This window comes from Maridesulfovibrio ferrireducens (assembly GCF_016342405.1).
Classification (GTDB): Bacteria; Desulfobacterota; Desulfovibrionia; order Desulfovibrionales; family Desulfovibrionaceae; genus Maridesulfovibrio; species Maridesulfovibrio ferrireducens_A.
Window position 1 is genome coordinate 74,688 of the sequence record NZ_JAEINN010000014.1, and the last position, 22,568, is coordinate 97,255.

The 22,568-nt window shown below is 40.6% G+C and carries 16 protein-coding genes; 8 read left to right on the forward strand and 8 right to left on the reverse strand.

The window, feature by feature from the left end; genetic code table 11:
• Positions 1 to 8: 8 nt before the first annotated feature.
• Together JEY82_RS14925 and JEY82_RS14930 are read right to left on the reverse strand one after the other, a co-directional pair.
• On the reverse strand, positions 9 to 1,958 hold the full coding sequence (locus JEY82_RS14925; protein WP_304087026.1) for an ATP-binding protein: 1,950 nt from the start codon (positions 1,956 to 1,958) through the stop codon (positions 9 to 11).
• A 274-nt stretch (positions 1,959 to 2,232) separates the two neighbouring features.
• Positions 2,233 to 4,527, reverse strand: coding sequence for a cysteine synthase (locus JEY82_RS14930; RefSeq protein WP_304087029.1), 2,295 nt, complete (start codon positions 4,525 to 4,527; stop codon positions 2,233 to 2,235).
• A 195-nt stretch (positions 4,528 to 4,722) separates the two neighbouring features.
• On the opposite strand from JEY82_RS14930, the gene JEY82_RS14935 reads away from it, so the two are divergent.
• Complete coding sequence (locus JEY82_RS14935) at positions 4,723 to 6,486, forward strand: motility associated factor glycosyltransferase family protein (protein ID WP_304087031.1); 1,764 nt, start codon at positions 4,723 to 4,725, stop codon at positions 6,484 to 6,486.
• 124 nt (positions 6,487 to 6,610) lie between these two features.
• Here JEY82_RS14935 and JEY82_RS14940 read toward each other — a convergent pair whose 3' ends face one another.
• Positions 6,611 to 7,933 (reverse strand): sulfotransferase family 2 domain-containing protein, encoded by a 1,323-nt coding sequence (locus tag JEY82_RS14940; protein WP_304087035.1) that lies wholly within the window; start codon positions 7,931 to 7,933, stop codon positions 6,611 to 6,613.
• Between the two features lie 139 nt (positions 7,934 to 8,072).
• Here JEY82_RS14940 and JEY82_RS14945 point away from each other — a divergent pair, with 139 nt between their 5' ends.
• From JEY82_RS14945 to JEY82_RS14960, 4 genes are all read left to right on the forward strand, one after another.
• Entirely contained in the window at positions 8,073 to 8,300 is a 228-nt protein-coding gene (locus JEY82_RS14945) for a hypothetical protein (protein WP_304087037.1), read from the forward strand.
• 11 nt (positions 8,301 to 8,311) lie between these two features.
• The gene (locus JEY82_RS14950) at positions 8,312 to 8,932 is read left to right on the forward strand and encodes a phosphatase PAP2 family protein (protein WP_304087039.1); all 621 of its coding nucleotides are present in this window, start codon (positions 8,312 to 8,314) and stop codon (positions 8,930 to 8,932) included.
• 1 nt (position 8,933) lies between these two features.
• Positions 8,934 to 10,568 carry a glycosyltransferase family 39 protein gene (locus tag JEY82_RS14955; protein ID WP_304087041.1) on the forward strand — a complete coding sequence of 545 codons (1,635 nt, stop codon included), beginning with the start codon at positions 8,934 to 8,936 and terminating at the stop codon, positions 10,566 to 10,568.
• Between the two features lie 187 nt (positions 10,569 to 10,755).
• Positions 10,756 to 11,985: a response regulator gene (locus JEY82_RS14960; RefSeq protein WP_304087044.1), complete on the forward strand. Its 1,230-nt coding sequence runs from the start codon at positions 10,756 to 10,758 to the stop codon at positions 11,983 to 11,985.
• Here JEY82_RS14960 and JEY82_RS14965 read toward each other — a convergent pair.
• Positions 11,975 to 13,624, reverse strand: coding sequence for an NAD+ synthase (locus tag JEY82_RS14965; RefSeq protein WP_304087046.1), 1,650 nt, complete (start codon positions 13,622 to 13,624; stop codon positions 11,975 to 11,977). The two genes, JEY82_RS14960 and JEY82_RS14965, sit on opposite strands and share 11 nt — an antisense overlap.
• Before the next feature lie 244 nt (positions 13,625 to 13,868).
• Between JEY82_RS14965 and JEY82_RS14970 the strand changes: the two genes are divergently transcribed.
• A complete protein-coding gene (locus tag JEY82_RS14970; protein ID WP_304087049.1) occupies positions 13,869 to 16,592 on the forward strand; it encodes a response regulator in 2,724 nt (907 codons plus the stop codon).
• A 73-nt stretch (positions 16,593 to 16,665) separates the two neighbouring features.
• Positions 16,666 to 17,007, forward strand: a complete 342-nt coding sequence (locus JEY82_RS14975; protein WP_304087052.1) for a hypothetical protein — start codon at positions 16,666 to 16,668, stop codon at positions 17,005 to 17,007.
• 48 nt (positions 17,008 to 17,055) lie between these two features.
• Here the strand turns inward: JEY82_RS14975 and aroC are convergent, their stop codons facing one another.
• Entirely contained in the window at positions 17,056 to 18,108 is a 1,053-nt protein-coding gene (gene aroC, locus JEY82_RS14980; RefSeq protein WP_304087054.1) for a chorismate synthase, read from the reverse strand.
• Positions 18,108 to 18,638: a shikimate kinase AroL gene (gene aroL / locus JEY82_RS14985; protein ID WP_304087057.1), complete on the reverse strand. Its 531-nt coding sequence runs from the start codon at positions 18,636 to 18,638 to the stop codon at positions 18,108 to 18,110. Before aroL ends, aroC begins: the two co-directional genes overlap by 1 nt.
• A gap of 315 nt (positions 18,639 to 18,953) precedes the next feature.
• On the opposite strand from aroL, the gene JEY82_RS14990 reads away from it, so the two are divergent.
• Complete coding sequence (locus JEY82_RS14990) at positions 18,954 to 21,470, forward strand: mechanosensitive ion channel family protein (protein WP_304087060.1); 2,517 nt, start codon at positions 18,954 to 18,956, stop codon at positions 21,468 to 21,470.
• 139 nt (positions 21,471 to 21,609) lie between these two features.
• Here JEY82_RS14990 and JEY82_RS14995 read toward each other — a convergent pair whose 3' ends face one another.
• Together JEY82_RS14995 and JEY82_RS15000 are read right to left on the reverse strand one after the other, a co-directional pair.
• Positions 21,610 to 21,948: an STAS domain-containing protein gene (locus tag JEY82_RS14995; protein WP_092162289.1), complete on the reverse strand. Its 339-nt coding sequence runs from the start codon at positions 21,946 to 21,948 to the stop codon at positions 21,610 to 21,612.
• 87 nt (positions 21,949 to 22,035) lie between these two features.
• Positions 22,036 to 22,479 carry an ATP-binding protein gene (locus JEY82_RS15000; protein ID WP_304087066.1) on the reverse strand — a complete coding sequence of 148 codons (444 nt, stop codon included), beginning with the start codon at positions 22,477 to 22,479 and terminating at the stop codon, positions 22,036 to 22,038.
• Positions 22,480 to 22,568 lie beyond the last annotated feature (89 nt).

Sequence of the window (22,568 nt, forward strand, 5' to 3'; positions counted from 1 at the left end):
GATAATTTTTATATTTTATGAATCTTAAACCTATCCAGTAGACTAGCTATCTCTAAATTATCTGGAAATTTTTCGACAAGAACAACTAGTTCAAGTAAAAAGGAGTCCACTTTGCTAACGTTCTTCGCTCTAGCATAATATATGATCAAACTGAAGGTAGCCTTAGCTAGACTTAAAGCTATCAATGATTTTTCAGAAACTACCTGCACCAAAAGCTTCAGTTCGGCATACACATCTTCAGCTTTAACCAAATCATCTGAATCGCCATAAGCAGCGACCAAGCTCAAAGCTAACAACGACCAAAAAAATGCAAAAGATATTCCGACCTTTTCCGGTATATGGATCAGTTTATTAAATGTGGGATGATTTAAATAGTCCTCACTTGCTCTACTCAAAAAAAGTGCAGTATTACGTGGTTGTAAAATCCACGCCTCCTCGATAATTTTGCTACGAAAATCATTTTCAACATACGTATCAAAATCATCAGACAAAAAATCTAAAACAAAAAGTTCCCCTACAAGATCAGGTTCCCATGCCGGAATAACATGCTCTAATTCAGGATATTTTTTAGCCTCACCATTCAAAGCTCTAAATCTGTCTTTATTTCTTATAATTTCCGATAAAGCGGTAACACAATCAGGCAACGTTTTTTTCTTCATGCTCGAAATCCCACCAACAATCGTAGCCAACGCCAACAAAGCCTTATCCTCTTCCGTAACCCCATTAGGTTTCCAAAACTTTTCATCTTCCCGCTTAATAACATCAAGCAAAAGCGACTTACGACTGTACTCTTTACCACAGCCGCCTTTAGCTACAGCATCCGCAAAATATGCCGCGAACAAAGGTCGCATAAGCGGATCAATTTCTTTCAGCTTTTCTAAATGATCGTCCCATGTTTCAGGAATTTCTTTTCTTTCAATTCCATAGAAAAAATCAAAAATACCCTCTGCTATCTCTGACTCAGATTCATTTATAAAAAGAGGGGCCGAATGAATCATGCGGCTTATATCTGCGTGCTCAATAAGTTTTTGCAACTTATGATCGGAATTCTCCCTATCCAAAATCAATACCCGCACATTGTAATCAAATCTCGGTGCGCGATTACTCAAAATCTCAAAAACTCGAATTAACCGATCCTGATCTTTCGAAGCGTAATCAATAACTATAAGTGTCGGCTGGCTAGGCTTCCACTTTTCAAATTCAAAATTTATATCTTCCAAAATACCAGCTCGATACGCACCACCATTTCGCAAACAAAATTCCAGACCAAGCCTGCTTTTACCCACTCCGCCGGGGCCTAGCACAGACTGCCAACTGAATCTTTTATCACTATAGAGAAAGCCATCAAGCAATTGAAGTTCTTCTTCTCTACCTACAAAAGGAATATATTGAGATCGATAGATAAACTTGTGGCGTTCATTGCCTTCCGAATACGTGCATTTAAATTCCGGCTGCTGATTAAGAAGCTCTATTATACTCCCGAGATCATCCTTAACCTTATCAAGCATACCAAACTGCTTAAGATCGGCTTGCAAATCCAAAGAAAGCGCATTCCTATGTTCAATATCTCCGGCAGAGCGATCTATTTTACCGCCTAAAATTTCTTTTAACTCATTCTCAGCTTTTGTTTTCTCAGAAACCTTCGCACTAAAAATATTTAATTTATCAATTACGCCTCTAATCCACTCATAACGACTTATACGTTTAAGCAATCTTTGCTTCATCGTGTCAGACATTAACTTAACAGCATGTTTGCCACCGGAAACAACTAAAGGCGTAAGTAACTTAAGACCAAGCCTTACCTTCCACTTTGGAAAGTCATACTCTTCTACAAGCCAGTCAGAAATAAATTTAGAAGAATCAACATCCGATAACCACTTAATAAGGTCTTCAGAATTAGAAATAGATTCTAGTGATAATTCAATATCGTCTGGGATTGTTTCTGGCTCTTTATTCATTAGATATGAGTGATAAAATAACTAAGGCATGTCAAGGATGTTCATTGAACTTATAACCTTTAATGAACTATAAATTGCAACACGTTTTGCAACACTTTTTGAAAACGTAACACTCTGTTTATTAAATACAATTACTTGAAACTTTAAAATTCATGCAAAGAGTTTTGCAACACTTTTTGCAACAGAATATGCACAAAAAAATCCCCTGAAATACAACGTATCTCAGGGGATTATAAACAACTAAAAAAGGGTTTAAGCCGCCGGAGGCATAATCTTACCGAACCTTAAAAACCCGCGCCCCGTCTGAACTGTCTTCAACATTGAATCCAGCCTCGAGCAACTTATCGCGTAATGCGTCTGCTGTGGCGAAATCCTTTTTCCCGCGTGCAAGCTCTCTGTCTTCCAGAATGATTTTAATTCCTTCCGGTAGCTTTATAAACGGAACAGGCATGGCGTCGTGATCGAGTATCCCTAAAATCTCGTCGACTTCGAGCAATTGATTCAAGCAGAACTGAGCTTCAGCCCCGCAAAGTTTAGCTGATCCTAATAATGAATTAATAGCCTTGGAGAATCCAAACAATATGGGCCAGAATCTGTGCAGTTTCAAATTGTCATCAAGCGCCTGTGAAAGACCGCTTTTAAGGGTGAACACTTCCTGATCGATATCTTCGGAAATATCTCCTGAATTATTTGCAAGCATGCTGAGTCCTGCGGCAAGATCCTGCAATTTCTGCTGATTCTTCACCCACATGGAAATGGCCTGCTCGCTGCATACCAGCGGCTTTTTGTATGACGATGAAAGCATCCACATACGCACTGCAATGGGCTGTCCCGCCTGTTCGATTAATTCATCAACACAAGGCAGTACTGAACCACCGGGCAAGACTGGCTGCGCGACCATCCATACTTGCGGAGAAACGCCTGCCCCCGCCCAGATTGCGCGTAAATTTTCCAAATGCGGAAACCTGTGAATCTCACCGGCAAGAAGCAGACTTACGCCCGGCAAGCCTTCCAAGGCGGTTACTGCCTGCTGTAAAAACCAGCTTGGGCGCACATTGCCCCACTCGGTTTCAAGCACATCTCCGAGTTTCAAATCTTGCAGAGTTGCACGTTTAAGCAGTGTAAAATCACGCGGATTTTCTTTTACGTAATCATCCAGATCAACGGTCTTGCCAAGGCTGACCATATCGATATCCATGTTGGTCATGTGACCATATCCCTTGTCGCGGGACACATCGAAATATACTGAGCGGAGTTTTTCATAAGCAAGGCCATGCGCCAACATAGTCCGGCAAATTGCTACGGTTCTGTCCACACAGGAAGAAGCTCTTCCGAAACGAACGGATTCGCGAACGCCTAAAAGCTTAGCAGCGGCCTCCATGGCAGTAGTTACTTCTCTGGCAAAACTCTCACGGGAAACACCTCTGTCACGCGAAACCGCAAGGGTCTGATCTTCAAGATCGGCAAGCCCGACCAGTGCGGAAACTTTGCTTCCTTCGCGCTCAAGATGACGCGCCAGCACATCGAGCATTACAATACGTCGGAACGCTTCAGGGTCATAGGGATTGTCAAAAGACGGCCCCATTGTGAACATTCCAGTTTCAGTATCAGCGCCCGATAAAATTTTATCTTCACCTGTGGACTGATCAAATATTTTCGGTCCCTTAAAAACCTGCGGGCGGAAAAGAGGAGTTGAAAGATAACGCTCACCGCCATCCGGGAAAATAGTTACAACCAAGCCCCCTTCAAGTTCAGCAGCTACAGCGGCAGCCCCAGACATGGCAGCACCGGAACTCATCCCTACAAAAACGCCCTCTTCTTTCGCAAGTCTGCGGCAGGCATCAAAAGCATCGGTGTCCTCAACACGGATTATACGGTCCAGCTTCTGCTTGTCATATATCCCGGGAGGATAGGATTCCTGCATGTTTTTAAGCCCCTGAATCTTGTGACCGGGCTTCGGCTCAACAGCAATAATCTGAATATCAACATTAAGCTCTTTAAGGCGCTTGGTTATCCCCATAATGGTTCCGGAAGTTCCGAGACAGGCAACAACATGAGTCACCTTTCCGTCAGTCTGATCCCATATTTCCTGAGCTGTGCCCTCATAATGAGCTAAAATTGAAGCAGTATTATTGTACTGGTCTGTCAGGAGATATTTTTCCGGTTCCTCACGATAAAAACGATAAGCCTGCTCAATTGCGCCGTCAGTTGCCAGATGACCGGGAGTAAGCAAAATATCCGCACCGTAAGCGCGCATAATCATTTTGCGTTCCTCGGATGCTGTTTCAGGCATAATCAGCATAAGCTTATACCCTCTTACCGCACACGCCATAGCCAGCCCTATTCCGGTGTTACCGGAAGTAGCCTCGATAATAATTTTACCAGGCGTAAGCTCCCCGGATTCTTCGGCCCGCTTGATCATCGCGGTCGCTACGCGATCCTTTATGGAACCGCCCGGATTCATTGATTCAAGCTTAGCCAGAATCTTGACGTTTTTATTTGGATTAAGGTGACGCATCTCAACAAGAGGAGTTCCGCCGACCAACTCAAGAATATCATTTGCAAACATTTTATCTAATCCTTTCAAGTATATATAATAAATAAATTCAAAAACATTTTAAGCGAACATCACCTTTTTTTATTCTGGCAGATTTTTTGCAAATAAAAAGCAGAACATCGTCAGTCTGAATACAAATATAAAATTCAGACGACCAGTGACAGGTCACAACAAAACTATTTCAACAGACTGCCAAGGACGGAATCAATGTCAGCTTACCCATTCCTCAAAGAAAACATCGAAGCTCTTGAAACATACAACCCGCCCCTTTACGCATGGTTAAGCAGTCAGGATTTTGACGAAGAAAAACTAACCCAATGCCTTTTCAAAAACAGATGGGATATTCTCGACTGGAAAATGGAAAACGGCAACGGCATGTTCGAATCTTTTTTGCCCAACCTTATCTATAAAGATTGGATCGTCCCCGAAAAAGCCGAAACCAGTGCAACTTTCATTATAGGCTGTAACCTCGGATATGGCCTCAATCATGTACTGATGACAACACCCGATACTCACAAAGTAATCGTTTCAGAGCCTAATGCTGAAATGCTGCTAGCCTGTCTGGGACAGACCGATTACCGCCCATTCATGGAAAATGGAAAACTCCATTTTTGTCCTGTCGATGAAAACAGACTGATGAGTATCATTAAAGACCTCGACCTTCAATTCGTATACGGCAAGATTTATTTGAGACTTGATATGCCAAGTCAGCAGATCGGGCCCGAATATGCCCGCTGGTCCGCAACTATTCGCGACAAAATGGAATCATTCAGTGTTGAAATGACAACTTTGCGTTTAAAGCAGGATGTCATGGTCGGCAACGAATTAGAAAACTTTTCCAGAACAATCCAAGACGGGACCATCTCTACGCTTAAAAATGCGGGTAGAGGTCTCGGCGCAGTAATCCTCGGAGCAGGACCGTCACTTGCTGAATTCGGACCTGAGCTTGCTAAGAATCCGGGCAATGCGGTTTACGTGACAGCTCTTCAAACGTTACCGGCAGTACAAAAAACAGGGTTGAAACCTCATTTCTGTATGGGACTCGATTACAATGAATCAATGCTCAGGGTATATGAACAGCTGGATCGCGAATGGGCAAAGGACATCCCGCTGATTTATTCAACCAAGCTTGATCACAAAGTGCTTGAAGCATACCCCGGACCGACCATTCCCATGTGGACCTTGGGCGGACTTGGAACATTTGCATTCAATCAGCATGAAGAGATTTTTGATGCAGGTAGTAACGTCAGTATTACTCTGAACAGATTTCTCGACTGGTGCGGATTCAACCAGATTCTTCTGGTAGGTCAGGACTTTGCGTGGAAAGGCAAAGTGTCTCACGCAGCCGGTCATCAGAACGCTGGAGCAACTTTTCCCGCAAGCGCATTAGTCCGCCTTAAGAACGCTGACGGCGAAAATTTAACATCCTCCATTCAGTACATGACTTCCAAACGAGAAATGGAAGAAGATATCACGAAACTAAAAACTCCGGTCTTCAACCTTTACGGCGGCTGTGCTCTTATCGACGGGACAAAGAATGTAGATATGCAAAAAGTAAACATGAATGGATTGCTCGCATCAGCTCCCGGAAGCATGGATTACTTTTTGACAGCTATGAACCTTGCCCGCACTCCCAGACCTGCTCCAAGGTTTGAATCACGCAGTCAAAAATGGAACGTATCAATCAGAAATGCGACCAAAAAACTTGAGAAACTTTTCCGCAAGCTCAACAAAAATCAGAAGGAAATCAATAAAACATTTCATGATGTATATTTCTTCCTGAGACAAGACCCGCTCTATCTTCCTTATCTCTACAACGAGATTCTGGATATGGCTGGACTTGCAAGAGCAAAAACAAGCTACGCTCCTAAAGATCTGCCCCATTTTAAAAAGATCGCCAAAAAAACGATCAAAAAAGTCAGATACATGGACCGCTGCTTAAACCTTGAAGAACGTAAAGAAGCTGCATGAAAGGCAGACTTAAACAAAAAAAAACAATAATTTCCATATCCATCATATTGAGAAATCCTCTGACTCACCTGCCCGAGTCAGAGGATTTCTCAATTTATCCTGAATTTAAAAAACATTAATCTTTCTACAAAAACTCATATCCAAAATTAATAAAATCATTTTCATAACGCTCATTCACAAGCTTTATAAGCTCAGGTGTGTAGTAGTCTGAAATGTAGTCACACTTGCTGGGTCTTGACCTGTTTTCATGGACAACGTCTATTTCTTCACCAGCTTTTGCAAGGAAGGCGGCAATTTCAACGGCATAATTTTCAAAACGCAAAAAAGATATATCGTTCATAACCCCCTCAGGAGTAGTTAATATACTAGTTTGCGATTCAAAGTGAATATTTGAGAATTCATCAGGACAAATGGCAATAAATTTACAAAAATTACTAAATGTATATGGCTTAATTATTTTGCTAAATGCAGAATTTAAAAATTCATCACTACCCACTCGCATAAGATGTGAATACAAAGATGCTAAACGTGTGTAAGGGTTTCTAACTATTGTAAACTTGTTATATTCATTAAAAAAAGGAGATGTAACATCAACATTATTTCGTAATTTTTTATATCTAATTTCTGTTTTAACTTGCTTAGAATATATTTTATCAAGAATAGCGATAGTACTTGATGTTCCATTTTTACATATATCAATAAATATTAGTTTTTTATTTTCAACTAAAGAAGTAAGTTTTACTCTGAAAGGAATCTTAAATAATTGTACATTTTGTCTACATATAACCGTGATATACTTTATCAACTCTGCCAAACAATATCCATTACATCCTACATCCACAATACAAATTTTTGAAAATTTACTCTTGTCATATTTTTTAAAAGCTTTTTCATACATATAATCATATTGGTCTGTATAAGAAAAAGAGTCTTCAAGAAAATCATTCATCTTCAAATCGTGAATTACTGCATTTCCTTCAGGATCTATATTGGTAGCAATAATAAAATATGTGGACTTATCGTTAAGTTGAGGCATTTTTGATAAAATTTGCAGCTTATTTCTATCCGTTAAATTAAAAGCATCATACATTTCTACAAATCTACAACTTTCCTTATAAATACAAAAATCATTACATTCTTTTTCGCGTAAAATATCTGCAATTTCTTCATGATACATGGACGCAATAACAACCTTGCATTCACTAAACGCTCCAATCTCCGAAATATTTATCACTGGCTTAGAGAAAAGATCACCTGATTTTTTATAACTATCTACAAAAGCTTTTACTCTTATATCATTCCGTTTTTTCTTAATTTCTATAAAGAAAAGCTTCGCTGCTTCTCCTGTTCCATATATTATTATCTCCGCCCCTTGTTCAATCCCTTCAAGCCCGCAAACCATATTGCACCTCATTAAAAACTCTTTAATAGCGTCTACCTTAATCAATTAACTCTACACTTAAAAATAACATTAAGTGCTTTTATTAACTACATCTGTTCAAGAAGTGAAGCAACAGAACAACCCCATTCCGCATCAGTTAAAAGATTCACTTGAATCCCCAGCCATGCCCGTGTAAACCGTGCCAATGAACGACAACAAACACGATGAACCATATTTTATGAAAGACGGAACACTGGTTATCCCCTTCTCCTGCCCAGACCACAGTTATAAGTATTGGAAAAAAGAAGGTAAACAACTTTCAGAGATCCTCGCTGAAATGAATGTGGACAAGGAAACTTGGAAAAAATTTACAACTGACACCCATCCTGATGATGCCGCAGAAAAAGCTGATTCAGACGAGAACAAGGATTAAGGTTATAAAGAGTGATCCGTTTCATTCATAAATATTCCAGCATATGCCACTTTATTCTGGCCTCATTCCCCTTGCTGACAGCTCTTGCAGTGATATTCTGTATCTTCGGCAATGAGGCTGCTGCCACAGCATGGTTTAAAGCTCACGCTCAGGCAAATCCGGACTATAAATTCATTGCAAAAATAATTACGGACTTTGGAAATATTGTTTTCTATCCAGTCTACTTGTGGTTTCTGATTACAGGGATAAGACAGAGAAAAAAATCAAGACTAAGGTTCGCTCTAGTCTATCTGACTGTGCAAATTATCGTCAGTGTCATCACTGTCAGATTTCTAAAAATAGCAATCGGCAGACCGCGCCCCGGTGAAGGCACTTTTTTTGAACCTTACTCCACCCGCGGAGCATACAACTCGCTTCCATCAGGACACACCTGTGAAATTTACGGGGCTTCCCTGCCTCTCGTTCTTAGATACAAAACACTGTTGCTGACTTTATTCTTAGGATTATTTGCCGCAACAGTGGCCCTCAGCCGCATATACCTTACATGGCACCACCCGAGTGACGTTTTCTTCGGCTGGATGCTCGGCTCAGTCGCCGGCTTCGCGATTCACCTTTTTTCAAAAGAGAATTAATATGAATAACTACACCTCCCCGATATGGAATTTCATGGAAAAACATCCGTGGATCAGCGTAATAATGATCATTGCGATGCAGTCGATCTTCACTATGGACTACCGTTCACTATGGTTTTCCGATGAAGTTCGCTATGCAGAAGTATATCATCAGATGAAAGATGCAGGACACTGGCTGGTAATGTACCTGAACGGAGTTCCATACCCGGACAAACCACCTGTATATTTCTGGTTTTTATCACTTATCGACGCAGTTACTCCTGCCGATGGCATAAGCGTATTTTTCCTTGGCTCAGCAGTTTCAGCAGGAATTTTCTTACTCTCAACGGTTGCCCTTGCACGCACTCTCGGATGTGGCCGCAAAACTACTCTTGCAACCGGACTGGTGCTGCTTACAAACATTTTCTTTATAGGAATTGCTCACTATTCCCGCATGGACCTGCTTTTTTCCAGTTTCATAATCTGGGCTAACATATGCCTTTTCAAAGGATTCCATTCGAAACACGCACCCAAATGGATAATTTCTGCCTTTGTACTGATGGGAATTGCCACACTGACGAAAGGCCCGCTTGGAATTGTTTTTCCGGTACTGACAGCTGTCTGTTATCTCATATGGAAAAAGAAACTCTCTTTGTTCCGCAGTAAGGCGGTTCTCAAAGGTTTCGCCATTCTTGCCGTAATACTGCTGGCATGGATAATCGGAGCAATACTCGTAGACGGCACCTCATTCATTCATAATATTTTCTACAAACAAATTTACGAGAGGGCTGTAAGCTCCTTCCACCACGAAGAACCTTTCCAGTATTACCTGATTGCCTTCCCGCTGGCATGGCTTCCATGGTCAATGGCAATCTTTGCTCTTCCTCTGAAAAAGCTGTTCAGCATGTCCCACTGGCGGGAAGTCACAGCTCTCAGAAAAAGCTCTCTAAATGATGGAAGGGACTGGGCATGGATAATGTTCATAAGCGGATTTGTAATGCTTACCTGCCTCAGTATCAAAGTCCTTATCTATATACTCCCGCTCTTTGCACCGCTTGCGATTCTTACAGCAAAAGGGCTCATGGGAGAGGGTGATAATCCTCCGGCTATTAATTCAAAGAAACTTTGGACAGCAGTAGCCTGTGTATATCTCCTGTTTGCTGTTACCGCTCCTTTTGCTGAAATATTCTTCCCATTTGATTTTGCGATTAAAGGACTTTTCTTCACATTCCTGATTATGGGATTGGGCGGATTAGCTCTTCTGGCAACCAGATCATCCGGTAGAAAAACAGGACTGCTTATCATGGCGGTAACCATGACGCTCTGGATTCAGCCGCTGGCACTTAAAACGCTTCCTTCGCTTGATCCTCTCATGAGTCCACGCATGACTGGTGAAATTATGAAAGAATACATTGATCAGGGAAGCTACCCGCTGGCGCATAAAATATATTCCGGTATTTTCTCATACTACGCCGGAACCAATATCCACGAAACGAGTGATTTTAAAGAGATAGAAAGGATACTCGAAGAGCAGGATAAGGTTATTCTGGTGATGCAGAGAAAATACTTTGACCGCTGGAAAAATTGCCCTGAAGGCGTAACGATCATTAATGAACAATTTATATCTGACCGCCCTTACGTCCTTCTTCGCAAATAATTAATATAAAAGTATTAAATTAAAAGGGTTGCTTTGATTAAATTCAAAGCAACCCTTTTTTATGTTTTGCACTCGCAGTTTCTTTTTAAGTTTTCAAAGGCAGAACAGCATGCTAGATATAACTTGTATGTCTTTTCCAGATTTCAATTTATGCCATTCAATTCAAAAAAAGTAATCAGAGGAAAATATGCCGAAATCTAAAAACAACATCCTCTTCGTAGATGAAGAAAAAAAACAGATTGAAGCCTTTAAAAAGATGCTAATGCCCATGTCCGGACAGTGGGAGTTACACTTTGCAAACTCAGCAAAAGAAGCTTTAGAACTGATTGAAATTCAGCCATTTGATATCGTTGTTACGGATTTTCATACAACAGGACTCCCCGACGGAGAGCTCATAAGTGAGGTTAGAAAACAGCAGCCCGGAGCAATTCGTTTCATTTTATCAAAGGATCAGAACACAAATAAATCCATGCACTCGGCTATGTATGCTCATCAATTCATAAGCAAACCTTGCTCCGCAAAAGAACTGATCGAAACAATTGAAAGATGCCTCAGATTAAAAAATATATTCCTTAATGAACGGGTTTCTAAAGCGATTGCCTCAATAGATGAACTTCCTGTAATGCCGTCTCTGTACATCAAACTAGAGAAAGAACTGCGAAAAGAAGATGTTTCGATCAAAAATATCGGCTTGCTCATAAGTGAAGATTTGGCAATAACCTCGGGAATTCTTAAACTGGTGAATTCCTCCTTTTTCGGCCTGTACTCTAAAATTACAACCCCGGAAAAAGCCGCCACAATGTTAGGGATCAGTACTATTAAAGGGCTTGTGCTGGGCATGCACATTTTCAACTCAAGCAAGACCGAATATTTGGATTTTTCCATCGAGAATCTTGGAGAGCATTGCCTATATACAGCTCTTCTAGCCCGGGCAGTTATTCAAGCAGAAGGAGCTGATACTGATACAGCTGAAAAAACATTTCTTGCAGGTTTTCTCCACGACATTGGAAAACTAATCCTTTGTGTCTCTTATCAGCCGGAATATTCTGAAATTCTAAAAATAGTACAAAATGAAAACATTCCTATGAGTGTCGCTGAAAAAGAAATTTTCGGTTTCACACATGCCGAAGTCGGAGCTTACCTTCTGGCTCTTTGGGGATTTGATGAGACAGTTGTTGAAGCAGTGTACAGCCATCACAATCTAACTGAACCGGATTCAGACATGCTTAGCCCTGCGGCAGCTGTCCACATTGCCGATACCTTTGAGCACGAACTACGCTTGCGGCATCAAGAGAATGCTCCACATATTTTGAATGCAGAATGGCTGGAAAAGAACGGATTTTCAAGTAAGCTTGTGGGCTGGCTTGAAGTCTGCGCTCAGCAATTGGACAAAGATCTTACAAATATTAACCCGTAAATCGGCAGGCTATAGGCATTCTCCATCCTGTACCGAAAGCTCTGGAAGTTATTTTAAGTCCCGGAGCGGCCTGCTTACGTTTGAATTCTGAAATTTTAATCAACCTAAGAATGCCCTGTACAATTTCAGGGGCAAAACCTGTTTCTTTGACAATTTCAATCTCAGACATATGATGCTCAACTCTGAGCTCAATAATGCGATCCAGCACTTCATACGGCGGCAACGAGTCTTCATCTTTCTGCCCCGGACGCAATTCCGCGGACGGTGGCTTTTCAATTGTCGCAATCGGTATAACATCCCCCATTCCCTGTTCATTCAGCCAGCGGCATACCCTGAAAACAAGAGTTTTGTAGAGATCTGAAATAACGGCCAAGCCTCCGGCCATATCTCCATAGATAGTACAATAACCTACTGCGAGTTCGCTTTTATTGCCGGTGGTTACGAGCAATGCTCCCATTTTATTAGAAATGGCCATTACAAGATTTCCCCGTATCCGTGACTGAATATTTTCCTCAGTCACATTCTCGGACAACCCGGCAAAAGCGGGAGCCAGAGCCTTTTCAAAATTCTGCATGAGTTCCTGAATAGGAATAATGATAGATTTGATACCCAGATTTTGAACAAGCTCCAAAGAATCATCAATGCTTCCTTTACTGGAATAAGGAGAAGGCATCAAAACTCCGAGAACATTCTCAGGCCCTAAAGCCTCAGCGGCGACTGCGGCTGTCAAAGCAGAATCTATCCCGCCTGAAAGCCCTAGAACAACTTTCTTAAAACCCGTTTTAGCAAGATAATCGTGCAAACCAAGCACCATGGCATTCCATGCTTCGGATTCCTCGCAGAAATCATCTTCCTCTATTTTTCCAGTGCCACTTTTAACATTAACAATAACGACATCTTCTTGAAAACTTTTCCCACGGGCAATCAAAGTACCCTGTGCATCAAAAGCGCAACTTCTTCCGTCGAAAACTAAATCATCATTACCGCCGACCTGATTTGCGTAAACAACGGGCACTTTATACTTGGAAGCAATGGAAGAAAGCATTTTTTCGCGCACAAGCTGCTTTCCAATATTAAACGGAGATGCCGATAAATTGATCAAAACATCCGGCTTGTTTTCCATTATTGCCGGTAACGGATTGCTTCCATAACGCGCATTTGTGCCATTTTCACGATCATTCCATACGTCTTCACAAATTGTTACGCCTATCCTTACACCGTCAAAAACAAAAAAATTGCATTCTTCGGAAGGTTCAAAATATCTCTGTTCATCAAAAACATCATACGTCGGGAGCAACCATTTATAAAAAACTCTCGGCACCCCGCCCCGCTCAATAAGCCATGCAGCATTCCGCAAGGGATTCCCACAACCTTCATGATTGATATCAACTCCTCCGACAATCAAAGCAATATCATCAGGAATCTTACGAGAAAGCTCAGATACCGCGTTTCTGCACCTTAATACAAAATCAGAATTAAGCAGCAAATCCCGCGGAGGATATCCTGTGAGCGCAAGTTCTGAGGTTACACATATCTTTGCGCCACGCTCAACGGCTTTATCAACACCGTCCAGAATAAGCTTGATATTACCTTCGAGGTCACCGACCGTCCAATTGAGCTGCAAAAGGGCTATTTTCATTATTTACTGACCGTCCTTTTCTTTATGAATACGGACTTTTGTTAACGTTTGCGGGAAGAGTTGTCCATAATTCGATTTCTCTAAACTTGATATGAACTTTCATTCAGTTTATCTTGCACTGAATATGCCCTAAGGATAAAGAAATAAATTACCCCTTAGCCATATTATATCTTTCAATCATAATTAAACAAACAATGGACTGAAATTGTTTAAAATAGACAAAGTACAAACTCGAATAAGCATAATGATCATATTAATATCATTATTGGCCTTCGTTATTTCCGGTGCCTACGATTATTCGATTATGCGTAAGGACATGCTTAAAGAAATGAATCAGAAGGCAGACGGCCTTGTCGAAAGACTTTCAGAGTCACTAATCCCCCCCCTTTGGAACGTGGATCAGTCCGCAATAAATAGAATTATTTTGTCGGAAATGAATGACAAAAGAATTAAAGCCATAATCGTTACTGAAGATAATGATAAAAACGTATTTGCAGGCAAAATAAGAGATAAAGATTGGGATATAATTGATTTTATAAATTGGCCCATAGGTGAATTCGTTAAACGAAAAGCTGAAATATCTGTACTGAATCAACCTATCGGTGCGGTTGAAATTTTCTTATCGACCAAATTCATTCAAGAGGAACTATACAATTCACTTTTACAGTCGCTCTTAAGAAACATGCTTCTAGTTGTCCTGTTAATGGTAACGATCTTCGTTACCATACGAAACGTTCTTATCTCGCCCATTATTAAATTATCCCAAACTGCACGCCGAATTTCCGTTGATAAAAACTATGGAGCCAGAGTTGACTTTAAATGTCAGGGAGAAATGGAAACACTCGTTAACAACTTTAACCACATGCTTCAGCAAATTGAAGAACAGGACCACAAACTTAAAGAATACAGCGGAAAGCTCCAACAAAAGATTCAGCAAAGTAATAAAAACTTAGCAAACAGCTACCGAGAACTTCAAGTAACAAATAGACAACTTGAAATTGCGAAAAATGAAGCTGAAGCCGCTTCACGCTCTAAAAGTCAATTTATGGCAAATGTCAGCCATGAAATAAGAACCCCCATGAACGCAATTATCGGAATGGCCGACCTGACACTGGCAACAAAATTATCTGCCAAGCAATCTGATTTTATGAAGATAATCATTAGTTCAGGTCAGGTACTATTAAGACTGATCAATGACATTCTAGATTTTTCAAAAATTGAAGCAGGCAAGCTTGAACTTGAAGAAGTTAACTTTGATCTTCATAAGTTGATTGATGAAATCTCGGACCTTTTTGTTGAACAAATGGTCGCTTCGCAAACGGAATTGGTAATTGAAATTCTCCCGGATGTGCCGAAACGAATAAAAACTGACCCGCTAAGGCTAAGACAAGTTCTTGCCAACCTGACCGCAAATGCTTTCAAATTCACCAATAAAGGTGAAATCACAATTACTGTAAAAGCTGAACATATCGGCCCGGAGAAAATGGATCTTATTTTTGCCGTAAAGGATACCGGGATAGGAATCCCGGAACAAATTCAGCCCGAGCTATTTAAAGCCTTTAAACAGGCTGACGGATCTACCACCCGTAAATATGGTGGTACAGGTTTAGGGCTGACCATTTCCAAACGAATAATCAATCTCATGGGCGGAGATATCTGGGTTAAAAGTAAACCTGGAGAAGGTAGCACATTCTTCTTTAAAATATCCCCGAAACGAGTTCCGAACACGCATCCCACTGAATACCTGTTGCCGGAAAATCTTCTGAACCAGCCTGCACTCATAATCGATGACAATATTGCGGTAAGATCCGTTCTTTCCCGATACCTGCAACAATTCGGCTTCAAACCTGAAAGCTCGTCTTCTGCGGAAGAAGGGTTGGAAATGATAAAACAAAAAACGGATGTCCCGTACAAATTCATACTCATGGATTTGAATCTTCCGGGAATGAAAGGAGATGAAGCTTCCAAAATAATCAGAGAAACTCATCAGCCCGAAGACCTTCCTATCATCATGATTACCGCAATGGATTTAAATGAAGCTCTGGTAAAAGCCAAAGCAACAGGGATAACAAAGGTCATAACTAAACCTCTGAAACAAGCGGCTCTATTTGATGCAATTCTGAAGACGTTTGCTCACAGTGATTATATGCAAAAAGTAATCGAACCTTTACAGGTCGCTGAAAAAATATTTGAAGGTTTTAACGTTCTGCTGGTGGAAGACAATGCCATCAACCGCCAAGTAGCCGAACAAATTCTTATGACTACCGGACTGGAAATAGAAACTGCCATTAACGGACTTGAAGCAGTACAGATGCTCGCCCAAAACAACTATGACCTCGTTCTTATGGACATCCAAATGCCGGAAATGGACGGATATGAAGCGACCAGAACCATACGTAACAAGTTGAAAAAAAAGGATCTTCCGATAATAGCAATGACGGCTCACGCTATGAGGGGAGACAAAGAAAAATGTTTGCAAGCAGGCATGAATGACTACATTCCAAAACCCATTGATAAAAATCAAATGATAAGCACCATCAAAGCTTACTTATTAATTAATCACGACGAATTCAGCAAAAGCAAAGTACAGGACACATCCTCAACAAACAAAAATTTCCAAAAATATCAACAACTGAACATAGAAGAAGCTTTGGATCGCATCGGTGGCGACTTAGATATTCTGATTAATATTTTGAACAATTTCGATGAATATAACAAAAAATTTACAAAAAAAATAAACTCCATGCTGGCAAAAAATGAACTCAAAGAAGCCGGTGATATGGCGCATACGCTGAAAGGGGCTGCTGCAAACCTTTCTGCAATCTATCTGGCCAAAACTGCTCAAAAACTGGAGAATGCCTGCAAAGCCAATCAGAAAGAAGATGCTGTCATAGCTTTATATGAAACAAGCAAAAAAATTGAACTTCTCCAAATGGATATTTTAATGCTCACCGAAGATCTTTCCTGATACTCTTTGTTGATATTCACGCCGAATTGAGGCAGGAATCAATTCATCATTAAGATTTAAAAAGGATTCAAATATGGCCCTTATGTTTGGAAGTCCTTCCAAAAAAGGACGTGGCTCTCTGGAAGATGCCAAAAAAGAACAGCGGCTCGACATGGCGCGCAATCTGTATCTTGGCGGCAAAATCAAAATTGTTACAACGGAAGAAATTCCTAACCGAGAGGTTATGGGAACATTCGGGCTTGTAGTCTGTCGAAGCTATAACTGCGATAATGCTTTCTATGGATTGATAGCTCAGGCAATAGATGCAAACGCAGATGCAATTCTCGCTTACCGGGAACTGGTTTCGTTTCATCCTGAAGGGGATAGATATTATTCCTGCTTTGGAACAGCTGTCAGGCTCAAAAAAATAAAATAATTTTAAATTTACAGGGAACATATGCTGTTAACATGTTCCCTGTAAAAATCACTTCATTCTACGTTGCAGGAGAAGATTATCTGCAATGGTAAGCATTGCCATAGCCTTAAGCACTGGAACAATGCGCGGAATAGCACAAATATCATGCCTGCCGCCGATTTTTATCTCAGCTGAATGACCTTCGCTATCAACTGTCTGCTGCTCTTTGCAGATGGATGGAATCGGCTTAACATAGGCCCTGACCACAATATCCTGACCACTTGAAATACCACCTAGAATTCCACCTGCATTGTTGGACAAAAATCCTTTCTCATTAATAAAATCATTATTCTCGCTACCCGTCGCATCCGCGGAAGAACATCCTGATCCAATCTCGACACCTTTTACGGCACCGACAGACATCAACGCATAAGCAAGTCTGGCATCCAATTTATCAAACACCGGTTCACCAATTCCTGCGGGCACGCCTTTAATGCAGACTTCAACAATTCCGCCCAAAGTATCTCCAGCAGAACGCACTTCCATTATACGCTTTTCCCACTTTTCAAGAACATCTGCGTCAGGACTGAAAAAAAGTCTTTCATAAGCACTGTCAGGATCTTTGACGACAGCATCAATACCACCGATACGCACCGTGTAGGCGTTGCAGGTTATACCTTCAAGACGTAAAAGTTCCTGTGCAACAGCTCCTGCTGCAACGCGTGAAACAGTTTCCCTACCGGAAGAACGACCACCGCCGCGATAGTCTCTGAAACCATATTTCGCATCATAGGACAAATCGGCATGCCCCGGTCTGTAGACATTCATAATTTTTGAATAATCTCTAGAGCGCTGATCTGTATTTTCAATATGAAAACCAATGGATGTTCCGGTAGTTCTACCTTCAAAAACACCGGATAAAATTTTTACCTTATCGGCTTCTTTACGGGCGGTTCCGGCAATACCAGACCCGGGCTTGCGTCTGTCCAGCTCAAGTTGAATAATATCCTCATTCAGCTCAATTCCAGCAGGACATCCATCAATAACTCCACCAAGGCCGGGACCGTGAGACTCTCCATATGTAACAACCTTAAAAAGATTGCCGAATGTGTTTCCACTCATTATTTATAATCTCCATTCTCAATAATTTTAAATGCCCCGACAATTCTTTCACAAATTTCCTGCACACTGCCTGCACCGTCAACAGTCACAGCCGCACATCCTGAATATAATTTTTCACGCGCTTCAAGAATTTCGCTAATTTCTTCCATCAAAGATTTTCCTGTCAACGATGGACGTTGTCCATGTTCAGGATTAGCTGACAAACGCTGAACCAGCGTATCAACATCTGTTTTTAAATAAACAGTAAAACCTTTTTTCAAAATTTCAAAATTTTTCTCGCGAACAACAATACCGCCACCACACGAAACAACTGCTCTTTCAATCTCTGACAAAGACTTAAACACGTCACTTTCAAGATCACGAAATGCTTCCCACCCGTTAGCTTCTACAAAAGTTGAAATTTCACAACCTGCTTTCTCAACAATAAGTGCGTCACTATCGTAAAAATCAAACTGCAACCCCTTTGCAACAGCCCGGCCGACTGTAGTTTTTCCACATGCTCTGGGACCGACAAGAAAAATTTTATTCACACCCACTCCTATTGCTCTTCTGTAATATATAAAATGTTTGTTTTCTCGTTTACAAACACCTAGACTGTTTCGGGAACCTAGAATTGCGTTAATTATAAGTTTTCATCACCGATATTTCAATTCAGTGCATTATTAAGCTGTTCTTTAAAAAAAACAAAACTAAATGTCGGGATTATTGTATTGAAAAAAGATATCACGTATTAAACGAAGAAGACTCAATCTAAGCGTTGCTTAAGAGATACAAACCTGAAACAGTCAGCGGATCAACATTCTTAAACGTAAACATACCGGACTTGTCAAGCACCGGAGACCCTGATGACTATATACATAAAAAATACAATTACTCTCGCCATTGCGGCCCTGTTGCTTTTAAGTGTGTCTTTTTTAAGTGAAGTACGTGCTGAATCTACAAAACAAACATGGACTTACATGGTCGAAGGCATTGAGCAGGACATAAACGAGCAAAACGCAGCGGTTCAGAATCTGCAAAAACATCTCCCTGAAATGATCAAAACTTTTGATTACCGCATTAATAAAGCTAAAGACCGACTCGACCAGTTAAAACTTCTCAGGGGATTAGCAAAACGGACCCCCTGGTCATATAGAACGATCTTATTGCAGCTTGAAGACCTTGAAGATTATGTATTGTATGCCAAAAAAGATCTGCTTCTTGAAAAAAACCGTCTTAAAAAAATTAAAAAAGATATAGACATTCTTTCAGAGCTTAATATTCAGGACAGCCTTGAAAGTAATGTAAAAAGAAACCTGCTTAAGCGAACTTTAGACAGCTTTACAGAAATACACCATCACTCAAGCCTCATAAAAAAAGACCTCGACAAAGCCCTTGCCCGCGCGGACGAAACGGTTGCAGCAATTGCCCGGAACACTAAACTGACCACAAAACATTATGCCGACTCGATGGAAAGCTTCTACTTCGAAGCAGGGCCGTCATTACTCGCTGCTAACAATTGGCAGGATATTACTTATGCTTTTGATGAATGGAAAAAAGGCCATTCTAAATTTTACTATCCACTATTTGTATGGGTGAACTGGACTAATTTCATGTCTTACATGTCCATCATAACTATTGTCTGCTGGATACTTCTTCGTCAATCCGTCAAGACACTGCTCAAACGCCCAAATTTCGTCAAACACTCAATGTCAGCATACAACTTCGGACTGCTCATGCTCTCTTTAGGTTCAGGCATATTTATAGCACGCCACATCACTCTTTTTACATCAAACCAGATCACAGGACTGGTATGGTCCGAACTAATAACTTTGGGCATCATCATTTGCGCGCGCAATTTTTTATGGGCGAATGAAAAGACCAAACCTGCCCCGCTGATATACACCCCCATGTTTACTCTCTGGTGTCTGATGACAGCAGGCGACATGCTGCATATGCTGACTGTTCCGGTTGACTGTATCGGGATAATATGGATTTGCTTCAGCCTCGCAGCTTTAGCAGTGATCCGTATAAATAGAAAAAAACAATCACTTAAAATAACCAAAACTACATCAAAAATCACGATGTATGTTCTAGCAATCGGCTCCATTTTGACACTATTCGGATTGGGCGCAGAAGCGATGATCTCGACTCAACTCTGGTTCCTGTTCCTCGTAACACTCCAGATTTGTAACGCGCTTAAAACTATAATGATCACAACTGGAACATCTGCACAGCAAGTGGAGCAACAAGAGGATGAAATAAAACCCGAGACGGAAGAGGAGCCTGCTGAACAAGCAATGATCACGATAGAAACCATACAACAAAATCAAATGGCTCAGTTGCTGTACCCACTATCAGTTTCAATAATTATCTTTTTATTTATTGCATGGGCGACAGCATATATGGGCGGACTGCCGTTCGCAAAATTTGTATTCAGGCATATGGATGTTAATATTGCCGGCGCAGCCATATCCATAAAAAGTCTTTTTTACATCCTGATATTGTTTTTTACTTCAAGGCTGATTTTATTCTGGCTTAAAACGCTGGTATCCACAACGGCTATTGCCGGCCGCAAAATGGAATCCGCCTTAGCTCATACTTTTTCGACCATAGGATCTTATCTGGTATGGGTAGTCTTTATCCTTTCATCCCTATACCTGCTGGGAATACCAATGTCGGCCCTTACATGGATTGCAAGTGGTCTTTCCATCGGTATTGGTTTCGGCCTCAAAGATATCGTAAGCAACTTTGTAAGCGGACTTATCATTCTTTTCGGCGGATCTATTAAGAAAGGGGATATTCTACAGCGCAATAAACTTATAGGCAGGGTTGAAGACGTTTCCATTCGCAACACAACCATGCGCGCCCTTGATAACAGCATGGTGATTATTCCAAACTCCAGCTTCCTGAAAGGTGAAATTATAAATCTTAATTTTCGTGATTCGCGTATAAGAGTTGCAATTCCTATAACCCTTATTCCCGGATCAAAAATTAAAAAAGCAAAAAAAATAATGCTCAAGATCGTTAAAAAGCACCCTAAGGTATTGAGCGATCCAGAACCAAGCATTCTTTTTAAAAGGTTCGGTAACTTCGGTCTTGAGTTTGAAATTTATTTCTGGGTACAAAATTTCGAAGATCAATACCCGACAGAATCTGAAGTTGTTGATGATCTTGACCAAGAGCTTCAAGCTAAAAAAATCTCTGTAGCCTTCCGCGGCATTAAGGTTAAATATAAACCAAAGGGTGATGATGCCGCCAAACTGGCAGCGCAGCGTGAAGCATTAAAAGAAAAAAAGAAGGCAACAAATAAGTATTTTAAATCAGCGGCACTTCGAAGACATAGAAACCTGCAGAAACTTGAAAGAGATAAGCCTGCATAAACAAATAATAAAAGTCTTCCTATCGAACAACTTATCGATAGGAAGACTTTTTTAATAAACTCATTGAATCATAAGAACGAATTTTTAGAACACGAAAACCGTTAAACCCGAAATTTAATTATCTTAAAAAGAGCTCTCTTTAAAACGACGAAATACCTTCTTCCTTTGTATCAAAAATAGGCAGAAAGGATACAAATCCCGACAGGTCAAAGACTTCGCGAATATAATCTTTCAGTGAGCAAAGCAAAAGTTTACCATCGCCGCCTTTAAGCTCTCTTGCTGCCTTTAGAAGCACACGGAGTCCGGCACTGGAAATGTACTCAAGATTTTCAAAATCCAGAATGATTTTATTTTCTCCGCTCTGAATTGAGCTGAGGAGACGTTCTTCAAAATCATTAGAAGTGTTGGAATCAAGCCGTCCTTTAAGCGCAAAAATTATAACACCGTCATTTTTATTTTCACCAACTTCCAAGCCCATCTTATCCTCCGGTTTCTTACCATTATACCCGTCCGACAGCTCTGATAGATAATCGGCAGACGACTTAATTTATTTATTAATATAAAACTATTGAATAATCTTGGTCAACTTCAATATATTCTTCCCGTTGCCCAACTCATACTCAATACTATCCATCATTTTTCGCATAAAATGAATACCTAATCCACCAATTCTTCTTTCATCACAATCACATTGAATTTCAGGCTCAGGAATATCAAGCGGGTTGAACGGTTTTCCGTCATCCCTAATCTCGATAAACATAACGCCATCTTTTAAAATAAGCTCTATATCAAAAGAATGAGAATCCGAAAAACACCCATAGCTTACAAGGTTTGTAAAAAGTTCATCCAGAACTAAATTAACCTCAAAAATATTCTTCTCCGGTATTTCATTTTGCTGACCGAAGTTCTCAATTTTTTCGGCAAGAATTTTTAGCTCGCTAAGATCAGCCTTCAGCGTAAATGAAGAAATTTTATCATCGCCGACTTGCGACTGCCGATTATTAACCAAATCTCTATCCTCTATTTTTTTCCAAACTAAATAAAAAACAATTTGACTACAATGAAGTTAGAAAACCCTTGTCCCTGCGTCAACAAAAA